Source organism: Microbacterium sp. MAH-37, assembly GCF_009758255.1.
Classification (GTDB): Bacteria; Actinomycetota; Actinomycetes; order Actinomycetales; family Microbacteriaceae; genus Microbacterium.
Genome location: NZ_WSEN01000007.1, coordinates 442,184 through 459,759, shown reverse-complemented (window position 1 = coordinate 459,759; position 17,576 = coordinate 442,184). Strand labels below are relative to the sequence as shown.

Annotated in this window: 11 protein-coding genes and 1 tRNA gene; 11 read left to right on the top strand and 1 reads right to left on the bottom strand. The window is 68.9% G+C overall.

What is annotated here, in order from left to right; genetic code table 11:
* Nucleotides 1-27: 27 nt before the first annotated feature.
* From trpB to GON06_RS10215, 8 genes are all read left to right on the top strand, one after another.
* Nucleotides 28-1,236 carry a tryptophan synthase subunit beta gene (trpB, locus tag GON06_RS10250; RefSeq protein ID WP_332837378.1) on the top strand — a complete coding sequence of 403 codons (1,209 nt, stop codon included), beginning with the start codon at nucleotides 28-30 and terminating at the stop codon, nucleotides 1,234-1,236.
* A complete protein-coding gene (gene trpA / locus GON06_RS10245; RefSeq protein ID WP_157312159.1) occupies nucleotides 1,233-2,036 on the top strand; it encodes a tryptophan synthase subunit alpha in 804 nt (267 codons plus the stop codon). The genes trpB and trpA overlap by 4 nt, the downstream gene beginning before the upstream one ends.
* A gap of 10 nt (nucleotides 2,037-2,046) precedes the next feature.
* Nucleotides 2,047-3,057 carry a prolipoprotein diacylglyceryl transferase gene (gene lgt / locus GON06_RS10240; protein ID WP_157312158.1) on the top strand — a complete coding sequence of 337 codons (1,011 nt, stop codon included), beginning with the start codon at nucleotides 2,047-2,049 and terminating at the stop codon, nucleotides 3,055-3,057.
* Nucleotides 3,058-3,214: 157 nt separating this feature from the next.
* The gene (gltB, locus tag GON06_RS10235) at nucleotides 3,215-7,717 is read left to right on the top strand and encodes a glutamate synthase large subunit (RefSeq protein ID WP_157312253.1); all 4,503 of its coding nucleotides are present in this window, start codon (nucleotides 3,215-3,217) and stop codon (nucleotides 7,715-7,717) included.
* Nucleotides 7,710-9,176 (top strand): glutamate synthase subunit beta, encoded by a 1,467-nt coding sequence (locus tag GON06_RS10230; RefSeq protein WP_332837377.1) that lies wholly within the window; start codon nucleotides 7,710-7,712, stop codon nucleotides 9,174-9,176. The genes gltB and GON06_RS10230 overlap by 8 nt, the downstream gene beginning before the upstream one ends.
* 56 nt (nucleotides 9,177-9,232) lie before the next feature.
* Complete coding sequence (gene pyk / locus GON06_RS10225; RefSeq protein WP_157312251.1) at nucleotides 9,233-10,681, top strand: pyruvate kinase; 1,449 nt, start codon at nucleotides 9,233-9,235, stop codon at nucleotides 10,679-10,681.
* Between the two features lie 61 nt (nucleotides 10,682-10,742).
* Nucleotides 10,743-10,823: transfer RNA gene (locus GON06_RS10220), tRNA-Leu, on the top strand.
* Between the two features lie 194 nt (nucleotides 10,824-11,017).
* Nucleotides 11,018-11,635, top strand: a complete 618-nt coding sequence (locus tag GON06_RS10215) for an ANTAR domain-containing response regulator (protein WP_116242125.1) — start codon at nucleotides 11,018-11,020, stop codon at nucleotides 11,633-11,635.
* A gap of 17 nt (nucleotides 11,636-11,652) precedes the next feature.
* Here GON06_RS10215 and GON06_RS10210 read toward each other — a convergent pair whose 3' ends face one another.
* Complete coding sequence (locus tag GON06_RS10210; protein WP_232528415.1) at nucleotides 11,653-12,024, bottom strand: hotdog fold thioesterase; 372 nt, start codon at nucleotides 12,022-12,024, stop codon at nucleotides 11,653-11,655.
* 96 nt (nucleotides 12,025-12,120) lie between these two features.
* Here GON06_RS10210 and polA point away from each other — a divergent pair, with 96 nt between their 5' ends.
* The 3 genes from polA to GON06_RS10195 all read left to right on the top strand — a co-directional run bounded on the left by polA (nucleotide 12,121) and on the right by GON06_RS10195 (nucleotide 17,551).
* Nucleotides 12,121-14,751 (top strand): DNA polymerase I, encoded by a 2,631-nt coding sequence (gene polA, locus GON06_RS10205; RefSeq protein WP_332837376.1) that lies wholly within the window; start codon nucleotides 12,121-12,123, stop codon nucleotides 14,749-14,751.
* A gap of 14 nt (nucleotides 14,752-14,765) precedes the next feature.
* Nucleotides 14,766-16,436 (top strand): DUF885 domain-containing protein, encoded by a 1,671-nt coding sequence (locus tag GON06_RS10200; RefSeq protein ID WP_157312156.1) that lies wholly within the window; start codon nucleotides 14,766-14,768, stop codon nucleotides 16,434-16,436.
* Between the two features lie 83 nt (nucleotides 16,437-16,519).
* A complete protein-coding gene (locus GON06_RS10195; RefSeq protein WP_157312155.1) occupies nucleotides 16,520-17,551 on the top strand; it encodes an LLM class flavin-dependent oxidoreductase in 1,032 nt (343 codons plus the stop codon).
* Nucleotides 17,552-17,576: the final 25 nt, after the last annotated feature.

Below are 17,576 nucleotides of genomic sequence, written 5' to 3'. Positions count from 1 at the left end.
TGTACTGAGCGAGCGGAGCGAGTCGAAGTGAGTCTGCGCGATCAGCCCGGTCCCTTCTTCGGAGACTTCGGCGGGCGCTACATGCCCGAGTCCCTCATCGCCGCGATCGACGAGCTGACCGAGGCGTACCACGCCGCGATCGCCGACCCCGAGTTCCAAGCCGAACTCGCTCACCTGCTGAGCACGTACGCGGGACGTCCGTCGGCCCTGACGGAGGTGCCGCGGTTCGCCGAGCACGCCGGGGGCGCACGGGTGTTCCTCAAGCGTGAGGACCTGAACCACACCGGATCGCACAAGATCAACAACGTGCTGGGACAGGCGCTGCTCACCAAGCGACTCGGCAAGACTCGGGTGATCGCCGAGACCGGAGCGGGCCAGCACGGCGTCGCCACGGCGACGGCGGCGGCGCTGTTCGGCTTGGACTGCACGATCTACATGGGCGAGGTCGACACTGAGCGCCAGGCGCTGAACGTCGCCAGGATGCGGCTGCTCGGCGCGGAGGTCGTCCCGGTGACCACCGGCTCGCGCACCCTGAAGGACGCGATCAACGACGCGTACCGCGACTGGGTCGCCACGGTCGAGAGCACCAACTACATCTTCGGCACGGCAGCGGGTCCGCACCCGTTCCCGGCCATGGTTCGCGACTTCCAGAAGATCATCGGCGAGGAGGCCCGCGAGCAGCTGCTGGCGGAAGCCGGCCGCCTGCCCGACGCGGTCGTCGCCTGCGTGGGCGGCGGATCGAACGCGATCGGCATGTTCGACGCGTTCCTCGACGACGCGGACGTGAAGCTCTACGGCGTCGAGGCGGCCGGTGACGGCGTCGACACCGAGCAGCACGCGGCCTCGATCGAGCGCGGCCGGCCCGGTGTGCTGCACGGTGCGAAGACCTACGTGCTGCAGGACGAGGACGGCCAGACCATCGAGTCGCACTCGATCTCGGCCGGCCTGGACTATCCGGGCGTGGGCCCCGAGCACTCCTGGCTCGCCGACATCGGGCGCGCGGACTACATCCCCGCGACCGATGACGAGGCCATGCAGGCGCTGCGGCTGCTGAGCCGTACGGAGGGCATCATCCCCGCGATCGAGTCCGCGCACGCCCTTGCCGGCGCGCTGCGCATCGGCCGCGAGCTCGGTCCGGACGGCCTCATCGCGGTATGCCTCTCCGGGCGAGGCGACAAGGACATGGACACCGCGGCTCGGTACTTCCACCTCTACGACGAAGGGGCCGCGGAATGAGCCGCGTCGAGGACGCCATCGCCAAGGCGCACAACGAGGGCCGCGGCGCGTTCGTCGGCTATCTGCCTGTCGGCTATCCGGATCTGGAGACGAGCATCCAGGCGGCGATCACGCTCGCGCGCAACGGCGTCGACGTCATCGAGCTTGGCCCGCCCTACAGCGACCCGGTCATGGACGGCCTCATCATCCAGGAGGCCACGCAGCACGCGCTGGCCGCCGGCTTCAAGATGCGCGACCTGTTCACCGCGGTGAAGGCGATCACCGACGCCGTGGACGTACCCGTCCTGGTCATGACCTACTGGAACCCGGTGCTGCAATACGGGGTCGACCGCTACGCCGACGATCTGCTCGCGGCGGGTGGCGCCGGTCTCATCACCCCCGACATCACGCCGGAGGCGGCAGGGGAGTGGATCGCCGCCAGTGAGCGGACCGGCCTCGATCGCGTCTTCCTCGCAGCGCCGACCTCGACCGATGAGCGTCTCGACCTCGTCGTGTCAGCCTCGACCGGCTTCGTCTACACCGTCTCCACCATGGGCATCACCGGTGAGCGTGCCGAGCTCGACCGTGCCGCGCGCGTGCTCGTCGAGCGTCTGCGGGCGCACGGCGTCGGCAACGCCTGCGTGGGCATCGGCATCTCCAACGCCGAACAGGTGAACGGCGTCGCCGAGTACGCCGACGGCGCGATCGTCGGCACGGCCCTGGTGCGCGCCCTCCGCGACGGCGGCCTCGACCGTCTCGCCGAGGTCACCCGTTCCCTCGCAGCGGGCACGCCGTCCGCACAGTTCTCGCTCGACAATTAGAATCGGTCTCATGTCCCTCAGCACCTTCTCCGGCGTGCTCGCCAGCATCCCGAGCCCCCCGAACAACACCTTCCAGGTCTGGCCGGGTGGCCCCACGATCCACTACTACGCGCTGTGCATCATCGCGGGAATCGTCGCGGCGGTGCTGCTGACCAACTACCGGCTGACCAAGCGCGGTGCGGAGAAATGGGTCGTCATCGACATCGCGATCCTCGCGGTGCCGCTCGCGATCATCGGTGCGCGGATCTTCCACGTGCTCACGCACCCGAACTTCTACTTCGGCCCGGGCAAGAACACCTGGAACCCGTTCGAGCCCGGCTCGGTGTGGGCGATCTGGGAGGGCGGCATCGCCATCTTCGGCGCGCTCATCGGCGGCGCCGTCGGAGCCTGGCTCGGCTGCCGGTGGACCGGCATCCGGTTCTGGACCTTCGCCGACGCGCTCGCGCCGGGTCTGCTGCTCGCGCAGGCCATGGGACGGTTCGGCAACTGGTTCAACCACGAGCTGTTCGGACTGCCGACCGACCTGCCCTGGGGCCTGGAGATCGAGTCGACGAACCCCGCCTTCCCGCCGGGACTGGCCGACGGCACGCTGTTCCACCCCACGTTCCTCTACGAGGTGATCTGGAACGGTCTCGGCGTCATCTTCCTGCTCTGGGCCGGCAAGGCGCTGCGTCTGCAGTGGGGCAAGCTGTTCGCCCTCTACCTGATCTGGTACAGCGCCGGACGCATCGTCTGGGAGTCGATCCGGATCGACCCGAGCGAGGTGATCCTCGGCCTGCGCAGCAACGTCTGGGCAGCGATCATCGGCGTCATCGTCGGCATCGTGATCCTCATCGTGCAAACCCGTCGCCACCCCGGCGTCGAGCCCTCGCCGTACATGACGGGGCGCGCCCCCAAGGCTGAGGTACAATCGGACAACCCCGATTCCTTCGTCGACGTGAGCGAGCCTCCCGCCGAAGCGATCACCTCAGGAGCCACCGCCACCAGCACGGCTCCGAGCATCGAAGACACCGCCCGATAAGGCCGCTTCATCCCCACGGGGAACAATCGCACTGAAAGCGGGCCAACGTCGTCCCCGGTCTCATCCGAGAGCAGTGTCAACTGAGATACGAGGACGGTGACTGGTGTACTTCCAGCCTCCCTACGGCGCCTCCGGCGCCTACCCCCCGAAGCAGGGGATGTACGATCCGGCGTTCGAGAAGGACGCGTGCGGGCTGGCGATGGTGGCCACGCTGCGCGGAACACCGGGCCACGACATCATCGCCCTGGCGCTGGAAGCGCTGCGAAACCTGGAGCACCGCGGTGCGATCGGCTCCGACGCGGGAACCGGCGATGGGGCCGGAATCCTCACCCAGATGCCTGACGCGTTCCTCCGTGCGGTCACCGACTTCGACCTCCCTCAGGTCGGCGAGTACGCCGCAGGCCTCGCGTTCCTCCCGCGGGAGTCGAGCGCCCGCCGTGAGCAGAAGGCCGGCATCGAGCGGATCGCCCGTGAAGAGGGTCTCACCGTGCTCGGCTGGCGCGTGGTGCCGACCGTCAACGAGCACCTCGGCAAGCTGGCCGACGAGGCTCGACCGGCCTTCGAGCAGCTCTTCGTCTCGGGCTCCGGACTCTCCGGCATCGCCCTGGACCGGATCGCCTACCGGCTGCGCAAGCGCGCCGGCCACGAGCTCGACGCCTACTTCGTCTCGCTGTCAGCCCGCACGCTCGGGTACAAGGGCATGGTCACCACCCTGCAGCTCGAGCCGTTCTACCCCGACCTGCAGGACGAGCGGTTCGCCTCCGAGCTCGCCGTCGTGCACTCGCGCTACTCCACCAACACTTTCCCGTCCTGGCCGCTCGCGCAGCCGCTGCGGATGCTCGCGCACAACGGCGAGATCAACACCGTCGGCGGCAACCGCAACTGGATGCGCGCCCGCCAGTCGCAGCTCGAATCCGAGCTGCTCGGCGACATCCGCCCGCTGCTGCCGATCTGCACCCCCGGCGCGAGCGACTCGGCATCCTTCGACGAGGTCCTCGAGCTGCTCACCCTCACCGGGCGCAGCCTGCCGCACGCGATCATGATGATGGTGCCAGAGGCGTGGGAGAAGCAGTCGGACCTCGACCCCGACCTGCGTGCGTTCTACGAGTACCACTCGCACCAGATGGAGCCCTGGGATGGCCCCGCCGCCCTGATCTTCACCGACGGCACGCTCGTCGGCGCGACGCTGGACCGGAACGGACTGCGCCCCGGCCGCTGGACGGAGACCACCGACGGACTCGTCGTGATCGGCTCGGAGACCGGTGTGCTGGAGTTCGAGCCGGAGCGCATCAAGCGCCGTGGCCGGCTGCAGCCCGGACGGATGTTCGTGGTCGACACCGCGCAGCACCGCATCGTGGAGGACGAGGAGATCAAGCACGACCTCGCCACCCTGCACCCGTGGCGCAAGTGGCTGGACGACGGAGCCCTCCGGCTGCCGGATCTGCCCGACCGCGAGCACATCATCCACCCGGCGGCGTCGATCGTGCGCCGCCAGCGCACCTTCGGCTATACCGAGGAGGAGGTGCGCATCCTCCTGACGCCGATGGGTCAGAACGGCGCGGAGCCGATCGGCGCGATGGGCTCCGACACCCCGATCGCCGTGCTCAGCGAGCGCCCTCGCCTGCTGTTCGACTACTTCACGCAGCAGTTCGCGCAGGTGACGAACCCGCCGCTGGACGCGATCCGCGAAGAGGTCGTCACCAGCCTGCGCCTCGGCCTCGGCCGAGAGCGCAACCTGCTCAGCTGGGGGCCGGAGCACGCGCAGAGCGTGACTCTCGACTTCCCGGTGATCGACAACGACGAGCTCGCCAAGATCCGTCACATCGACCGGGTCGTCCCCGGCCGCTGGACCGCGACGATCAAGGGGCTCTACCACTTCGACGCCGGCCCCCACACGCTCGCCGAGCGTCTCGAGCAGATGTGCGCCGAGGCGGATGCCGCGATCGAGGCCGGTGCGGAGTTCCTGATCCTTTCGGATCGCGACTCGAACAAGGACCTCACCCCGGTGCCGTCCCTGCTGATGGTCGCCGCAGTGCACCACCACCTGATCCGTCGCGAGAACCGGATGAAGGTCGGTCTGATCGTCGAGGCCGGCGACGTGCGCGAGGTGCACCACGTCGCCACGCTGATCGGCTACGGCGCATCCGCCGTGAACCCGTACCTGGCGATGGAGACCGTCGAGCACCTGGTGCGGACCGGATTCATCACCGATCTCGAACCCGAGCAGGCCGTGCACAACCTGATCCACGCGCTGGGCAAGGGCGTGCTGAAGATCATGTCCAAGATGGGCATCTCGACGGTGTCGTCCTACGCCGGAGCGCAGGTGTTCGAGGCCGTCGGTCTGAGCCAGGAGCTCGTCGACGCCTACTTCACCGGCACGACGACCCGCCTGGGCGGCATCGGCATCGAGGAGGTGTTCGCCGAGAATCAGGCGCGGCACGACTACGCCTACCCGGAGGACGCCGCGGCCACTGCGCACGAGCGGCTCTGGACCGGTGGCGAGTACCAGTGGCGCCGCGACGGCTCGCCGCATCTGTTCAGCCCCGAGACGGTGTTCCGCCTGCAGCACTCCACGCGCACCCGTCGCTACGACGTGTTCCGCGAGTACACCCAGCTGGTCGACGACCAGGCGAAGTCGCTGAAGACGCTGCGCGGGCTCTTCGAGCTGCGCACGGGGGAGCGGCCGCCGGTGCCGATCGACGAGGTCGAACCCGTCTCCGAGATCGTCAAGCGCTTCTCGACCGGTGCGATGAGCTACGGCTCGATCTCCCGTGAAGCGCACGAGACCCTCGCGATCGCGATGAACCGCCTCGGCGGCAAGTCCAACACCGGCGAGGGCGGCGAGGACCCCGATCGCCTGGTCGACCCCGAGCGCCGCAGCGCCATCAAGCAGGTGGCGTCCGGTCGGTTCGGCGTCACGAGCCAGTACCTCACCGAGGCCGACGACATCCAGATCAAGCTCGCCCAGGGCGCGAAGCCCGGCGAAGGCGGTCAGCTGCCGCCGGGCAAGGTCTACCCGTGGGTGGCGCGCACGCGCCACGCGACACCGGGCGTCGGGCTGATCTCGCCGCCGCCGCATCACGACATCTACTCGATCGAGGACCTCAAGCAGCTCATCTTCGATCTGAAGCGGGCCAACCCGCACGCGCGCATCCACACCAAGCTGGTCAGCCAGTCCGGCATCGGTGCGGTCGCGGCGGGCGTGGCGAAGGCGCTCAGCGACGTGGTGCTGGTCTCCGGACACGACGGCGGCACGGGCGCGAGCCCGCTGAACTCGCTCAAGCACGCCGGCACGCCGTGGGAGCTCGGGCTCGCCGAGACCCAGCAGACGCTGATGCTCAACGGCATGCGCGACCGGGTGGTGGTGCAGGTCGACGGCCAGCTGAAGACCGGTCGCGATGTGATCATCGGTGCCCTGCTGGGCGCGGAGGAGTTCGGATTCGCGACAGCGCCGCTCGTGGTGAGCGGCTGCATCATGATGCGCGTCTGCCATCTGGACACCTGCCCTGTGGGCGTCGCGACGCAGAACCCCGTGCTCCGAGAGCGCTTCACCGGCAAGCCCGAGTTCGTCGTGAACTTCATGGAGTTCATCGCCGAGGAGGTGCGCGAACTGCTCGCCGAGCTGGGCTTCCGCTCGATCGAGGAGATCGTGGGCCGGTCCGATCTGCTGCGCACGGACGCCGCCATCCGGCACTGGAAGGCCGACGGCCTCGATCTGGCGCCGATCCTGGAGGGACCCGCGTTCCCGGCCGACGAGCCGCGTCGCAGCGGGCGCTCCCAGGACCACGAGCTCGAGAAGCACTTCGACGTCGAGCTGGTGCGGATGTCGCACGACGCACTGCAGTACCGCGACCCGGTGCTCATCGAGCTGCCGATCCGCAACACCGAGCGCGCCGTGGGCACGATGCTCGGGCACGAGGTGACCACGCGGTACGGCGCCGAGGGCCTGGCCAAGGAGACGATCGACATCTCCCTGCACGGCACGGCCGGGCAGTCTCTCGGGGCGTTCCTGCCTCCGGGCATCTCGCTGCGCCTCGAGGGCGATGCCAACGACTACGTCGGCAAGGGCCTCTCCGGCGGCGACATCAGCATCCGCCCGCCGCGCGGAGCGCTGTTCGAACCGCACCGCAACGTGATCGCGGGGAACGTGATCGGCTATGGCGCTACGGCGGGCTCGATGTTCATCTCCGGTGTGGTCGGCGAACGGTTCCTGGTTCGCAACTCCGGCGCGACCGCGGTCGTCGAGGGTGTCGGCGATCACGCTCTGGAGTACATGACAGGCGGCACAGCCGTCATCCTCGGTCCGACCGGCCGCAACCTCGGTGCGGGGATGTCGGGAGGCGTCGCCTACGTGCATCGCCTGGACACCGCGAAGGTCAACGCGCAGTCGATCCAGAGCGGCGAGCTCAGGCTCGAGCAGCTCGACCGCGCCGACCTCGAGATCCTCAGAGGGCTGCTCGTCGAGCACATCGAGCGCACGGCGTCGCCGATCGCGCAGCGCCTCCTGGACGGCTTCGACGCCGTCGCAGACGAATTCACCAAGGTGCTGCCGCGCGACTTCGCGGCGGTGCAGAACGTACGCCAGGAGGCGGAGCAGGCGGGCATCGACCCCGACGGCGACGCCGTCTGGCACCGGATCCTGGAGGTGACCGGTGGCTGATCCCAAGGGCTTTCTCAAGGTGACCGAGCGGGAGCTGCCCGCTCGGCGCCCCGTCCCGGTGCGCATCATGGACTGGAAAGAGGTCTACGAGAAGGGCGACACCGCGGTGCTGCGCCGTCAGGCCGGCCGCTGCATGGACTGCGGCGTGCCGTTCTGCCACTCCGGATGCCCGCTGGGCAACCTCATCCCGGAGTGGAACGACCTCACGTGGCGCGGCGAGGACCGCTCCGCGATCGAGCGCCTGCACGCCACGAACAACTTCCCGGAGTGGACCGGACGCCTGTGCCCTGCGCCCTGCGAGAGTTCCTGCGTGCTCGGTATCAACCAGCCGGCGGTGACGATCAAGCAGATCGAGCAGTCCATCGCCGATCAGGCGTTCGACAGCGGCTGGGTGCAGGCGCAGCCGCCGGCGCGCCTGACGGGCAAGACCGTCGCCGTGATCGGCTCGGGTCCTGCGGGACTCGCCGCCGCCCAGCAGCTGACCAGGGCCGGCCACACCGTGGTCGTGTACGAGCGCGACGACCGCATCGGCGGTCTGCTGCGTTACGGCATCCCGGACTTCAAGATGGAGAAGCAGCACGTCGATGCGCGCCTCCGTCAGATGGAGGAGGAGGGCACCCGGTTCCGCGCGGGCGTCGCCGTCGGCACCGACATCGGCTGGGATGAGCTGCGTGCGCGCTACGACGCCGTCCTCGTCGCCACCGGTTCAACGGTGCCGCGCGATCTGCCGATCCCCGGGCGCGACGCCGAGGGCGTGCACTTCGCCATGGAGTACCTCGTGCAGTCGAACAAGGCGACCGCGGGGGACGAGGTCCCCGAGCAGATCACCGCAGCGGGGCGTCACGTCATCGTCATCGGCGGCGGCGACACCGGTGCGGACTGCATCGGCACGGCCCACCGCCAGGGCGCGCTGAGCGTCACGAACCTCGCGATCGGGCGCCAGCCCTCCGCAGAGCGTCCCGACCATCAGCCGTGGCCGATGATGCCGACGCTGTTCGAGGTGTCCTCCGCGCACGAGGAGGGCGGCGAGCGGGTCTTCCTCGCCTCGACGGTCGAGTTCCTCACCGATGACGCGGGCAGGGTGCGCGCGCTGCGCGTGGCCGAGACAGAGTACGTCGACGGCCGTCGCATCCCGCGCAGCGGCACCGAGCGCGAGATCCCCGCAGACCTCGTGCTGATCGCGATGGGGTTCACCGGGCCCGAGTCCGACACATTCACCGGCGGGGTCTCGCCGGTGCACACCGAACGCGGTACCCTTCGTCGAGACGCCGATTACCAGTCGACCGTTCCCGGTGTGTTCATCGCAGGAGACGCCGGACGCGGTCAGTCGCTGATCGTCTGGGCGATCGCCGAGGGCCGCGCAGCGGCTGCGGCGGTGGATCGTCATCTGATGGGCTCGACGGTGCTTCCCGCGCCGGTGGCCCCGACCGATGTCGCGATCGGCGTGCAGCCCGCGTAGGCTGGCGGCGGCAACGTCGCCTATTTTCGATCCCCCTTTTTACCCTGGAGATGCTGTTGAGACGCGCGAAGATCGTCGCCACACTGGGCCCCGCCACATCCACCTATGAGACCGTGCGCGCACTGTTCGACGCCGGCGTGGATGTCGCCCGACTGAACCTCAGTCACGGCGACTACACCGTGCACGACGCGAACTACGCGAACGTGCGCCGCGCCGCAGAGGACGCCGGCCGCGCGGTCGCCGTGCTCGTCGACCTGCAGGGGCCGAAGATCCGCCTCGGCAAGTTCGAGGACGGCCCGTACGAGCTCGCCGTCGGCGACATCTTCAAGATCACCACGGAGGACATCCTCGGCAACCGCGAGATCTGCGGCACGACCTTCAAGGGGCTGCCCCAGGACGTGAAGCCGGGCGACTTCCTGCTGATCGACGACGGCAAGGTGCGCGTCGAGGTCGTCGAGACCGACGGCGTCACCGTGACCACGCGCGTAGTGGTCGCCGGCGCCGTGTCGAACAACAAGGGCATCAACCTGCCCGGTGTCGCCGTCAGCGTTCCCGCGCTGAGCGAGAAGGACGAGGCGGACCTGCGCTGGGGCCTTCGCACCGGCGCGGACATCATCGCCCTGTCGTTCGTGCGGGATGCCGCCGATGTGACGCGCGTGCACGAGATCATGGCCGAGGAGGGCGTGAAGGTCCCGGTCATCGCGAAGATCGAGAAGCCGCAGGCCGTCGACAACCTCGAGGAGATCGTCGACGCCTTCGACGGCATCATGGTCGCCCGTGGCGACCTCGGTGTCGAGCTGCCGCTCGAGGCCGTGCCGATCGTCCAGAAGCGTGCGGTCGAGCTCGCGCGGGCCATGGCGAAGCCGGTCATCGTGGCGACCCAGATGCTGGAGTCGATGATCTCTAGCCCGGTGCCGACCCGCGCCGAGACCTCGGACGTCGCGAACGCGGTGCTCGACGGTGCCGACGCGGTCATGCTGTCCGGCGAGACGAGCGTGGGGGAGTACCCCGTCGTCGTGGTGGAGACCATGGCGCGCATCATCGAGTCCACCGAGGAGCACGGCCTGGAGCGGATCCTGCCGCTGCGCAACAAGCCGCGCACCCAGGGCGGCATCATCACGCTGGCCGGCGAGGAGGTCGCGGAGTTCGTCGAGGCGAAGTTCATCTGCGTCTTCACCCAGTCCGGCGACTCGGCCCGTCGCATGTCGCGCCTGCGGCCGCGCATCCCCATGCTCGCGTTCACGCCTGAGCCGGGCATCCGCCGCCGTCTCGCGGTCTCGTGGGGCATCCGCACCGCCCTCGTGGACGTCGTGGAGCACACCGACCTGATGTTCCACCAGGTCGACGAGTACCTGCTGGGCAACAAGCTCGCCGTCGAAGGCGACAAGGTCGTCGTGATCTCGGGTTCCCCTCCCGGGATCATCGGCTCGACCAACGACATCCGCGTCCACCAGGTCGGGGATGCCGTCGGCGGAGCGGCACCGGTCTACAAGTCGAAGAACTGATCGCCGAGGAAGGGCGGGGCCGTCCGGCTCCGCCCTTTCCCGTGCGATAAAGTCGGTCAGGGCCGGCGTGGCGGAATGGCAGACGCGGAGCACTCAAAATGCTTTGTCGAAAGACGTGTGGGTTCGAGTCCCACCGCCGGCACATGTGGGATCCGGGGCGCCCGGAGGGTGTCCCGGATCCCACATACGAACAGCAGAGCGGGACTCGAACCAGCGGGCGAAGCCCGCGTGGGTTCCGGTTCCGCGTCGCGGGAGGCTCGCCGCAGCGCGAAGCGATGCGGTGAGTCGCGACGTGGCCCCACCGACGGCACAAGTTGAACAGATAGGATTTCCCCCGTGACTGAAGAGCAGCAGCCTGAGCAGCCCACGGCATCCGCCCCGCGACGCGTCGTCGTCGCCGAGGACGAGTCGCTGATCCGCCTCGACATCGTCGAAATCCTCCGCGACAACGGATTCGACGTCGTCGGTGAGGCCGGCGACGGTGAGACTGCCGTGGCGCTTGCGACCGAACTGCGTCCCGACCTGGTGGTCATGGACGTGAAGATGCCTCAGCTCGACGGCATCAGCGCCGCCGAGAAGCTGCACAAGAACAACATCGCTCCCGTCGTGCTGCTGACCGCGTTCAGCCAGAAGGAGCTCGTGGAGCGCGCCAGCGAGGCCGGCGCGCTGGCCTACGTCGTCAAGCCGTTCACCCCGAACGACCTGCTGCCGGCGATCGAGATCGCGCTGGCCCGCCACGAGCAGATCATCACGCTCGAGGCCGAGGTCGCCGACATGGTGGAGCGCTTCGAGACCCGCAAGCTCGTCGACCGTGCGAAGGGCCTCCTGAACGAGAAGATGGGCCTGAGCGAGCCCGAGGCGTTCCGCTGGATCCAGAAGGCGTCGATGGACCGCCGCCTGACGATGCAGGACGTCGCCAAGGCGATCATCGAGCAGCTCGCCCCCAAGAAGTGATGTGAGGACTGCCCGCCTCAGGCGGGCAAGTCCTTGATCATGTTCGTGATGCGGATCGTCGAGCAGCGGCGACCCTGATCATCGCTGACGACGATCTCGTGCACGGCGATGCTGCGCCCCAGGTGGATCGGGGTGCACACACCCGTCACGGTGCCGCTGGTCGCCGATCGGGTGTGCGTGGCGTTGATGTCCACCCCGACGGCCAGCTTCCCGGGGCCCGCGTGCAGATTGGCCGCCATGGAGCCGAGCGACTCGCCCAGCACGACGTACGCGCCGCCGTGCACCAGGCCGACCGGCTGGGTGTTCCCCTCCACGGGCATCGTGGCGACGCTGCGCTCGATCGAGAACTCGGTGAACTCGATCCCCATCTTCTCGGCCAGCGCACCCATTCCGCGGCGGGTGGCCCATTCCAGACCGTCGGTCGTGCTCGTGTCGCTCACTCGTCCTCCTCGGCGCATGTCCGTCGCCCTCGTTAGGCTGACAGGGTGACGGACTCCGCAAAGCCTACCCTCATGGTCGTCGACGGCCATTCGCTCGCCTACCGTGCGTTCTTCGCCCTTCCGGTCGAGAACTTCACCACACGCGACAACCAGCACACGAACGCCATCTACGGCTTCCTGTCGATGTTCGTGAACCTGATCAAGGCCGAGCAGCCGACGCACCTCGCCGTCGCCTTCGACACCTCGCGTCACTCGTTCCGCACCGACGAGTACCCCGAGTACAAGGCCACACGCTCCGAGACGCCGAGTGAGTTCCGCGGGCAGATCCCGCTGCTGCAGGACTGCCTGGCCGCAATGTCCGTGCCCGTGCTCACCAAGGAGGGCATCGAGGCTGACGACATCCTGGCCACGCTGTCCACGCAGGGCTCCGCGCTCGGCTACGACGTGCTCGTGGTCTCGGGCGACCGTGACACGATCCAACTGGTGAACGACGAGGTCACGCTGCTGTATCCGTCGGTGCAGGGTGTCTCACAGCTGAAGCGCTACGACCCCGCTGCGGTACAGGAGCGCTACGGCGTACGGCCCGAGCAGTACCCCGACATCGCGGCGCTGGTCGGCGAGACCAGCGACAACCTGCCCGGCGTGCCCAAGGTCGGCGAGAAGACCGCGGTCAAGTGGCTGACGCAGTTCGGCAGCCTCGACGAGCTGCTGGAGCGCTCCGGCGAGATCAAGGGCGTCGTGGGCGGCAACCTGCGCGACCACCTCGACGACGTGCGCCGCAACCGCAAGCTCAACCGCCTGCTCACCGACGTCGAGCTGCCGCTCGGCCCGGCCGACCTCGCCGTCGCCCCGATCGACGCGCAGGCGGTGCGCGACATCTTCGCCCGCCTCGAGTTCCGCACGCTCCTGCCGCGGGTCTTCGATGCGGTCGGCGCCCACGACGAGGACGCCGAGACCGCGTCGACCGTCGAGCTGCCGGAGGCCGTCCAGGCGACCGCTGCCGAGATCGCGACCTGGCTCGCCGCTCAGGAGGGCGAGGTGGCCGTCACGCTGGTGCCCGGCGCACGTCCGACGCGCATCGGCGTGGCGACCGCCACAGAGCTGCGTGAGGGCGACTGGGACGAGTCTGCCGCCGACGCGCTGCGTGGATGGTTCGAGTCCGACGCGCCGAAGGCGCTGCACGATGCGAAGCCGCAGGTGAAGGCGCTGACCTCCGCCGGCATCCGCCTCGGCGGCCTCGCCTACGACACCAGCCTCGCCGGCTGGCTGCTGCGCCCGAGCTTCCCCGACAAGACCCTCGGCGACCTCGTGGAGCGGTACCTGGGCGAGAAGCTGCCCGAGTCCGACCCCTCGCAGCTGGTCCCTGAGACCGACGGCGCGACGCCCTCGCAGGAGGCGTGGTTCACGCTGCGCACCGCCCACGCGCTGCGCGATGAGCTGCCGGAGTCCGTCGCGACCGTGCTCACCGACATCGAGCTGCCCACCCTGCTGACACTCGCCGACATGGAGACCGCAGGCGTCGCCGTCTCGCACGACGTGCTCTCGACCTTCTCCGCGGAGCTGGGCGCGCGGGCCGAGGGCATCGCGCAGGACGCGTATGTCACGATCGGCCGCGAGGTGAACCTCGGCTCGCCGAAGCAGCTGCAGGAGGTGCTCTTCGAAGAACTCCAGCTGCCGAAGACGCGCAAGACGAAGACGGGCTATTCGACGGATGCCGCTTCGCTGGCCGACATCCAGGAGAAGAGCCCGCACATCTTCCTGGAGCAGCTCTCGCAGCACCGCGAGGCGACCAAGCTGCGTCAGATCATCGAGTCGCTCGACACCGCGATCCGTGACGATCACCGCATCCACACCACGTACGTGCAGACAGGCAGCCAGACCGGCCGGCTGTCCAGCACCGACCCCAACCTGCAGAACATCCCGGTGCGCACCGAGGAGTCCCGCCGCATCCGCAGTGCGTTCGAGGTCGGCGAAGGGTACGAGACGCTGCTGACCGCCGACTACTCGCAGATCGAGATGCGCATCATGGCGCATCTCAGCGGCGACGAGGGCCTCATCGAGGCCTTCAACTCCGGCGAGGACCTGCACCGCTTCGTGGGCGCACGGGTGTTCGGGGTCGAGCCCTCCGAGGTGACGTCGCAGATGCGCACCAAGGTCAAGGCGATGTCCTACGGCCTGGTCTACGGTCTGAGCGCGTTCGGCCTGTCCAAGCAGCTGCGCATCGAGCAGTCCGAGGCCAAGGGGCTGATGACCGAGTACTTCGCCCGATTCGGCGCGGTGCGCGACTATCTGCGGGCGTCGGTGATGGCGGCGAAGGAGGTCGGCTACACCGAGACGATCTTCGGCCGCCGACGGCCGTTCCCCGACCTGTCCAGCCCGAACCGCGTGCTCCGCGAGAACGCCGAGCGCGCCGCACTGAACGCCCCGATCCAGGGCAGCGCCGCCGACATCATGAAGATCGCGCTGTTCCGCATCCACGACGACCTGCGCGCCGGTGACCTGTCCTCGCGCGTGCTGCTGCAGATTCACGACGAACTCGTGGTCGAGGTCGCACCGGGGGAGTGGGAGGCGGTCGAGAGCATCGTCCGCGCGCGCATGGGCGGCGCTGCCGAGCTCTCCGTCCCGCTCGACGTGCAGGTCGGCCGAGGCCGAGACTGGAACGAGGCGGCCCACTGACTAGGCTCGACCCCATGACTGATTCACGCACGCCCTCGGCGATCGACAAGGTCGCCGAGGAATGGGTCGACGAACTCGTCGACCTGTCGCCGGTGCTGGCGACCTACATCGGACGCAACGAGGCGAACGGCCGGCTCGACGATCTCAGCCCTGAAGGGCATGAGAAGAGCGTCGAGGCGACCCGCCGCACGCTCGCGGCGCTGCAGAAGCTCGACCCCGTCGACCACATCGACGAGGTCACCAAGGCCGATCTGTCCTCGCAGCTGCAGCTCGACCTCGAGCTGCACGACGCGCAGTGGCATCTGCGCGACCTCAACGTGATCGCTTCGGCGGCGCAGGACTTCCGCCAGGCGTTCGATCTGATGCCCACGGCCACGTCCGAGGACTGGTCGGTCGTCGCCGAGCGTCTCGCGGCCATCCCGCAGGCTCTGCGCGGCTACACCGCCACGCTGCGTGAGGGCATCACCCAGGGCGTCGTCCCGGCGCGCCGTCAGGTCGCCGAGGTCGCGACGCAGATCACTCGGTACACCGCCGACGACGGATTCTTCGCGTCGTTCGTCGCCGGGGCCGCTCCCGAGGACGGGCAGCTGCCGGCCTCGCTCGCCCGCACCCTGTCCGACAACGCCGGCGCGGCCCGGGTGGCCTACGACCAGCTGCGCGACTTCCTGGCGACCGAACTGGCCCCGGTGGCCGGTGAGGACGACGCGGTCGGCCGCGACCTGTACGCGCTGAACTCCCGCCGGTTCCTCGGTGCCACGATCGATCTCGACGAGACCTACGAGTGGGGCCGGGAAGAGCTCGCCCGCATGATCTCCGAGCAGGAGTCGATCGCGAACGAGATCCTGCCTGGCGCGACCGTCGAGCAGGCCGTCGCGCACCTCGAGGCCGACGCGTCGCGCCGGCTCGTCGGCACCGATGCCCTGCAGCGGTGGATGCAGGAGACCAGCGACCGTGCGATCGCCGAGCTGGGCGCCACGCACTTCGACATCCCGGAGCAGATCCGCGAGCTCGAGTGCATGATCGCTCCCACGCAGGAGGGCGGGATCTACTACACCGGGCCGACGGACGACTTCTCGCGTCCCGGCCGGATGTGGTGGTCGGTGCCCGAGGGCGTCACCGAGTTCGACACCTGGCGCGAGCTCACCACCGTGTACCACGAGGGTGTTCCCGGGCATCACCTGCAGATCGCGCAGGCCACGTACAACCGGGCCGAGCTGAACAGCTGGCGCCGCTTGCTCGCGGGCACCTCCGGGCATGCTGAGGGCTGGGCGCTCTACGCGGAGCGCCTGATGGAGCAGCTCGGCTACCTCGACGACCCGGCGGATCGGCTGGGCATGCTCGACGGCCAGCGCATGCGCGCCGTGCGCGTGGTGCTGGACATCGGCGTGCACCTGCGCAAGCCCCGCCTGGACGGCGACGGCATCTGGGACCACGACTACGCACTTGAGATGATGCGCCGCAACGTGAACATGTCGGACGAGTTCCGTCAGTTCGAGGTGAACCGCTACCTCGGCTGGCCGGGACAGGCGCCGTCGTACAAGGTCGGCCAGCGCATCTGGGAGCAGGTGCGCGACGCGTACCGCGCTGAGCGCGGCGACGACTTCTCGATGAAGGAGTTCCACAAGCGCGCCCTCGACATGGGCGGCGTTGGCCTCGACACGCTGCGCACTGCGCTGCTCGGCTGAGAGTCGAATCACGATCCGCGGGGATCATCCGGAATGCCCGGATGATCCCCGCGTTGTATTCGGGTGAATACGAAAGGGACTTCATGGACGTGGAATTCGGGCTCGGCACCTTCGGCGACATCTCGACGGCGCTCGACGGCACCCCGCTCAGCGCGGCGCAGACCATCCGCAACGTCGTCGCGCAGGCGGAACTCGCCGACAGCCTCGGCCTCGACTGGTTCGCCGTGGGGGAGCACCACCGCCCCGAGTTCGCGATCTCCGCGCCCGAGATGGTGCTGGCAGCGATCGCGAGCCGCACCGAGCGCATCAAGCTCGGCACCGCGGTCACCGTGCTCTCGTCGGACGACCCTGTGCGGGTCTACGAGCGCTTCGCCACGCTCGACGCGGTCTCGAACGGTCGTGCCGAGCCGGTGCTGGGCCGGGGGTCGTTCACCGAGTCCTTCCCGCTGTTCGGGTACGACCTGCGTGACTACGAGGCGCTGTTCGAGCAGAAGCTGGATCTGTTCGCCGAGCTCGTCAAGGAGCAGCCGGTGACATGGTCGGGCACGATGCGTCCGGCGCTCGAGAACGCGGACGTGTTCCCGAAGACCGAGAACCGACTGCGCCCCTGGGTCGGCGTGGGTGGCAGCCCGGAGTCGGTCATCCGCGTCGCGCGGCACGGCTTCGGCCTCACTCTCGCGATCATCGGAGGAGCGGCGTTTCGGTTCAAGCCCCTCGTGGACCTCTATCACCGCGCTGTGGATCAGTTCGGCACCGAGGCCCGACCGATCGCTGCGCACTCGCCGGGACACATCGCCGAGACCGACGAAGAGGCCTGGGAGCAGGCGTATCCCGGCTTCGAGGCGATGAACCGCACAATCGGTCGCGAACGCGGCTGGGGAGCGTACAGCAGGGCGCGGTTCCAGAACGACGTCGGGCCGATGGGCGCCACGTACGCCGGCTCGCCGGACCGGGTCGCGGCGAAGATGGCGGAGACGATCCGTACGCTCGGCCTCGGTCGCTTCGAACTGAAGTACGCCACCGGCACCACTCCGCACGAGCAGCTGATGCGCAGCATCGAGCTGTATGCAACCGAGGTCGTGCCCCGCGTGCGACGGCTGCTCGCCGAGGACTGACGGGCTGCGATCCGGACGTGTTGTC

Bases quoted from the DNA above. Each gene is read 5' to 3' on its own strand.
- gltB (WP_157312253.1), top strand. From the start codon at position 3,215: ATGTACGATCCGGCGTTCGAGAAGGACGCGTGCGGGCTGGCGATGGTG.
- GON06_RS10200 (WP_157312156.1), top strand. From the start codon at position 14,766: ATGACTGATTCACGCACGCCCTCGGCGATCGACAAGGTCGCCGAGGAA.
- GON06_RS10210 (WP_232528415.1), bottom strand. From the start codon at position 12,024: ATGGGTGCGCTGGCCGAGAAGATGGGGATCGAGTTCACCGAGTTCTCG.
- trpA (WP_157312159.1), top strand. From the start codon at position 1,233: ATGAGCCGCGTCGAGGACGCCATCGCCAAGGCGCACAACGAGGGCCGC.
- GON06_RS10195 (WP_157312155.1), top strand. From the start codon at position 16,520: ATGGACGTGGAATTCGGGCTCGGCACCTTCGGCGACATCTCGACGGCG.
- lgt (WP_157312158.1), top strand. From the start codon at position 2,047: ATGTCCCTCAGCACCTTCTCCGGCGTGCTCGCCAGCATCCCGAGCCCC.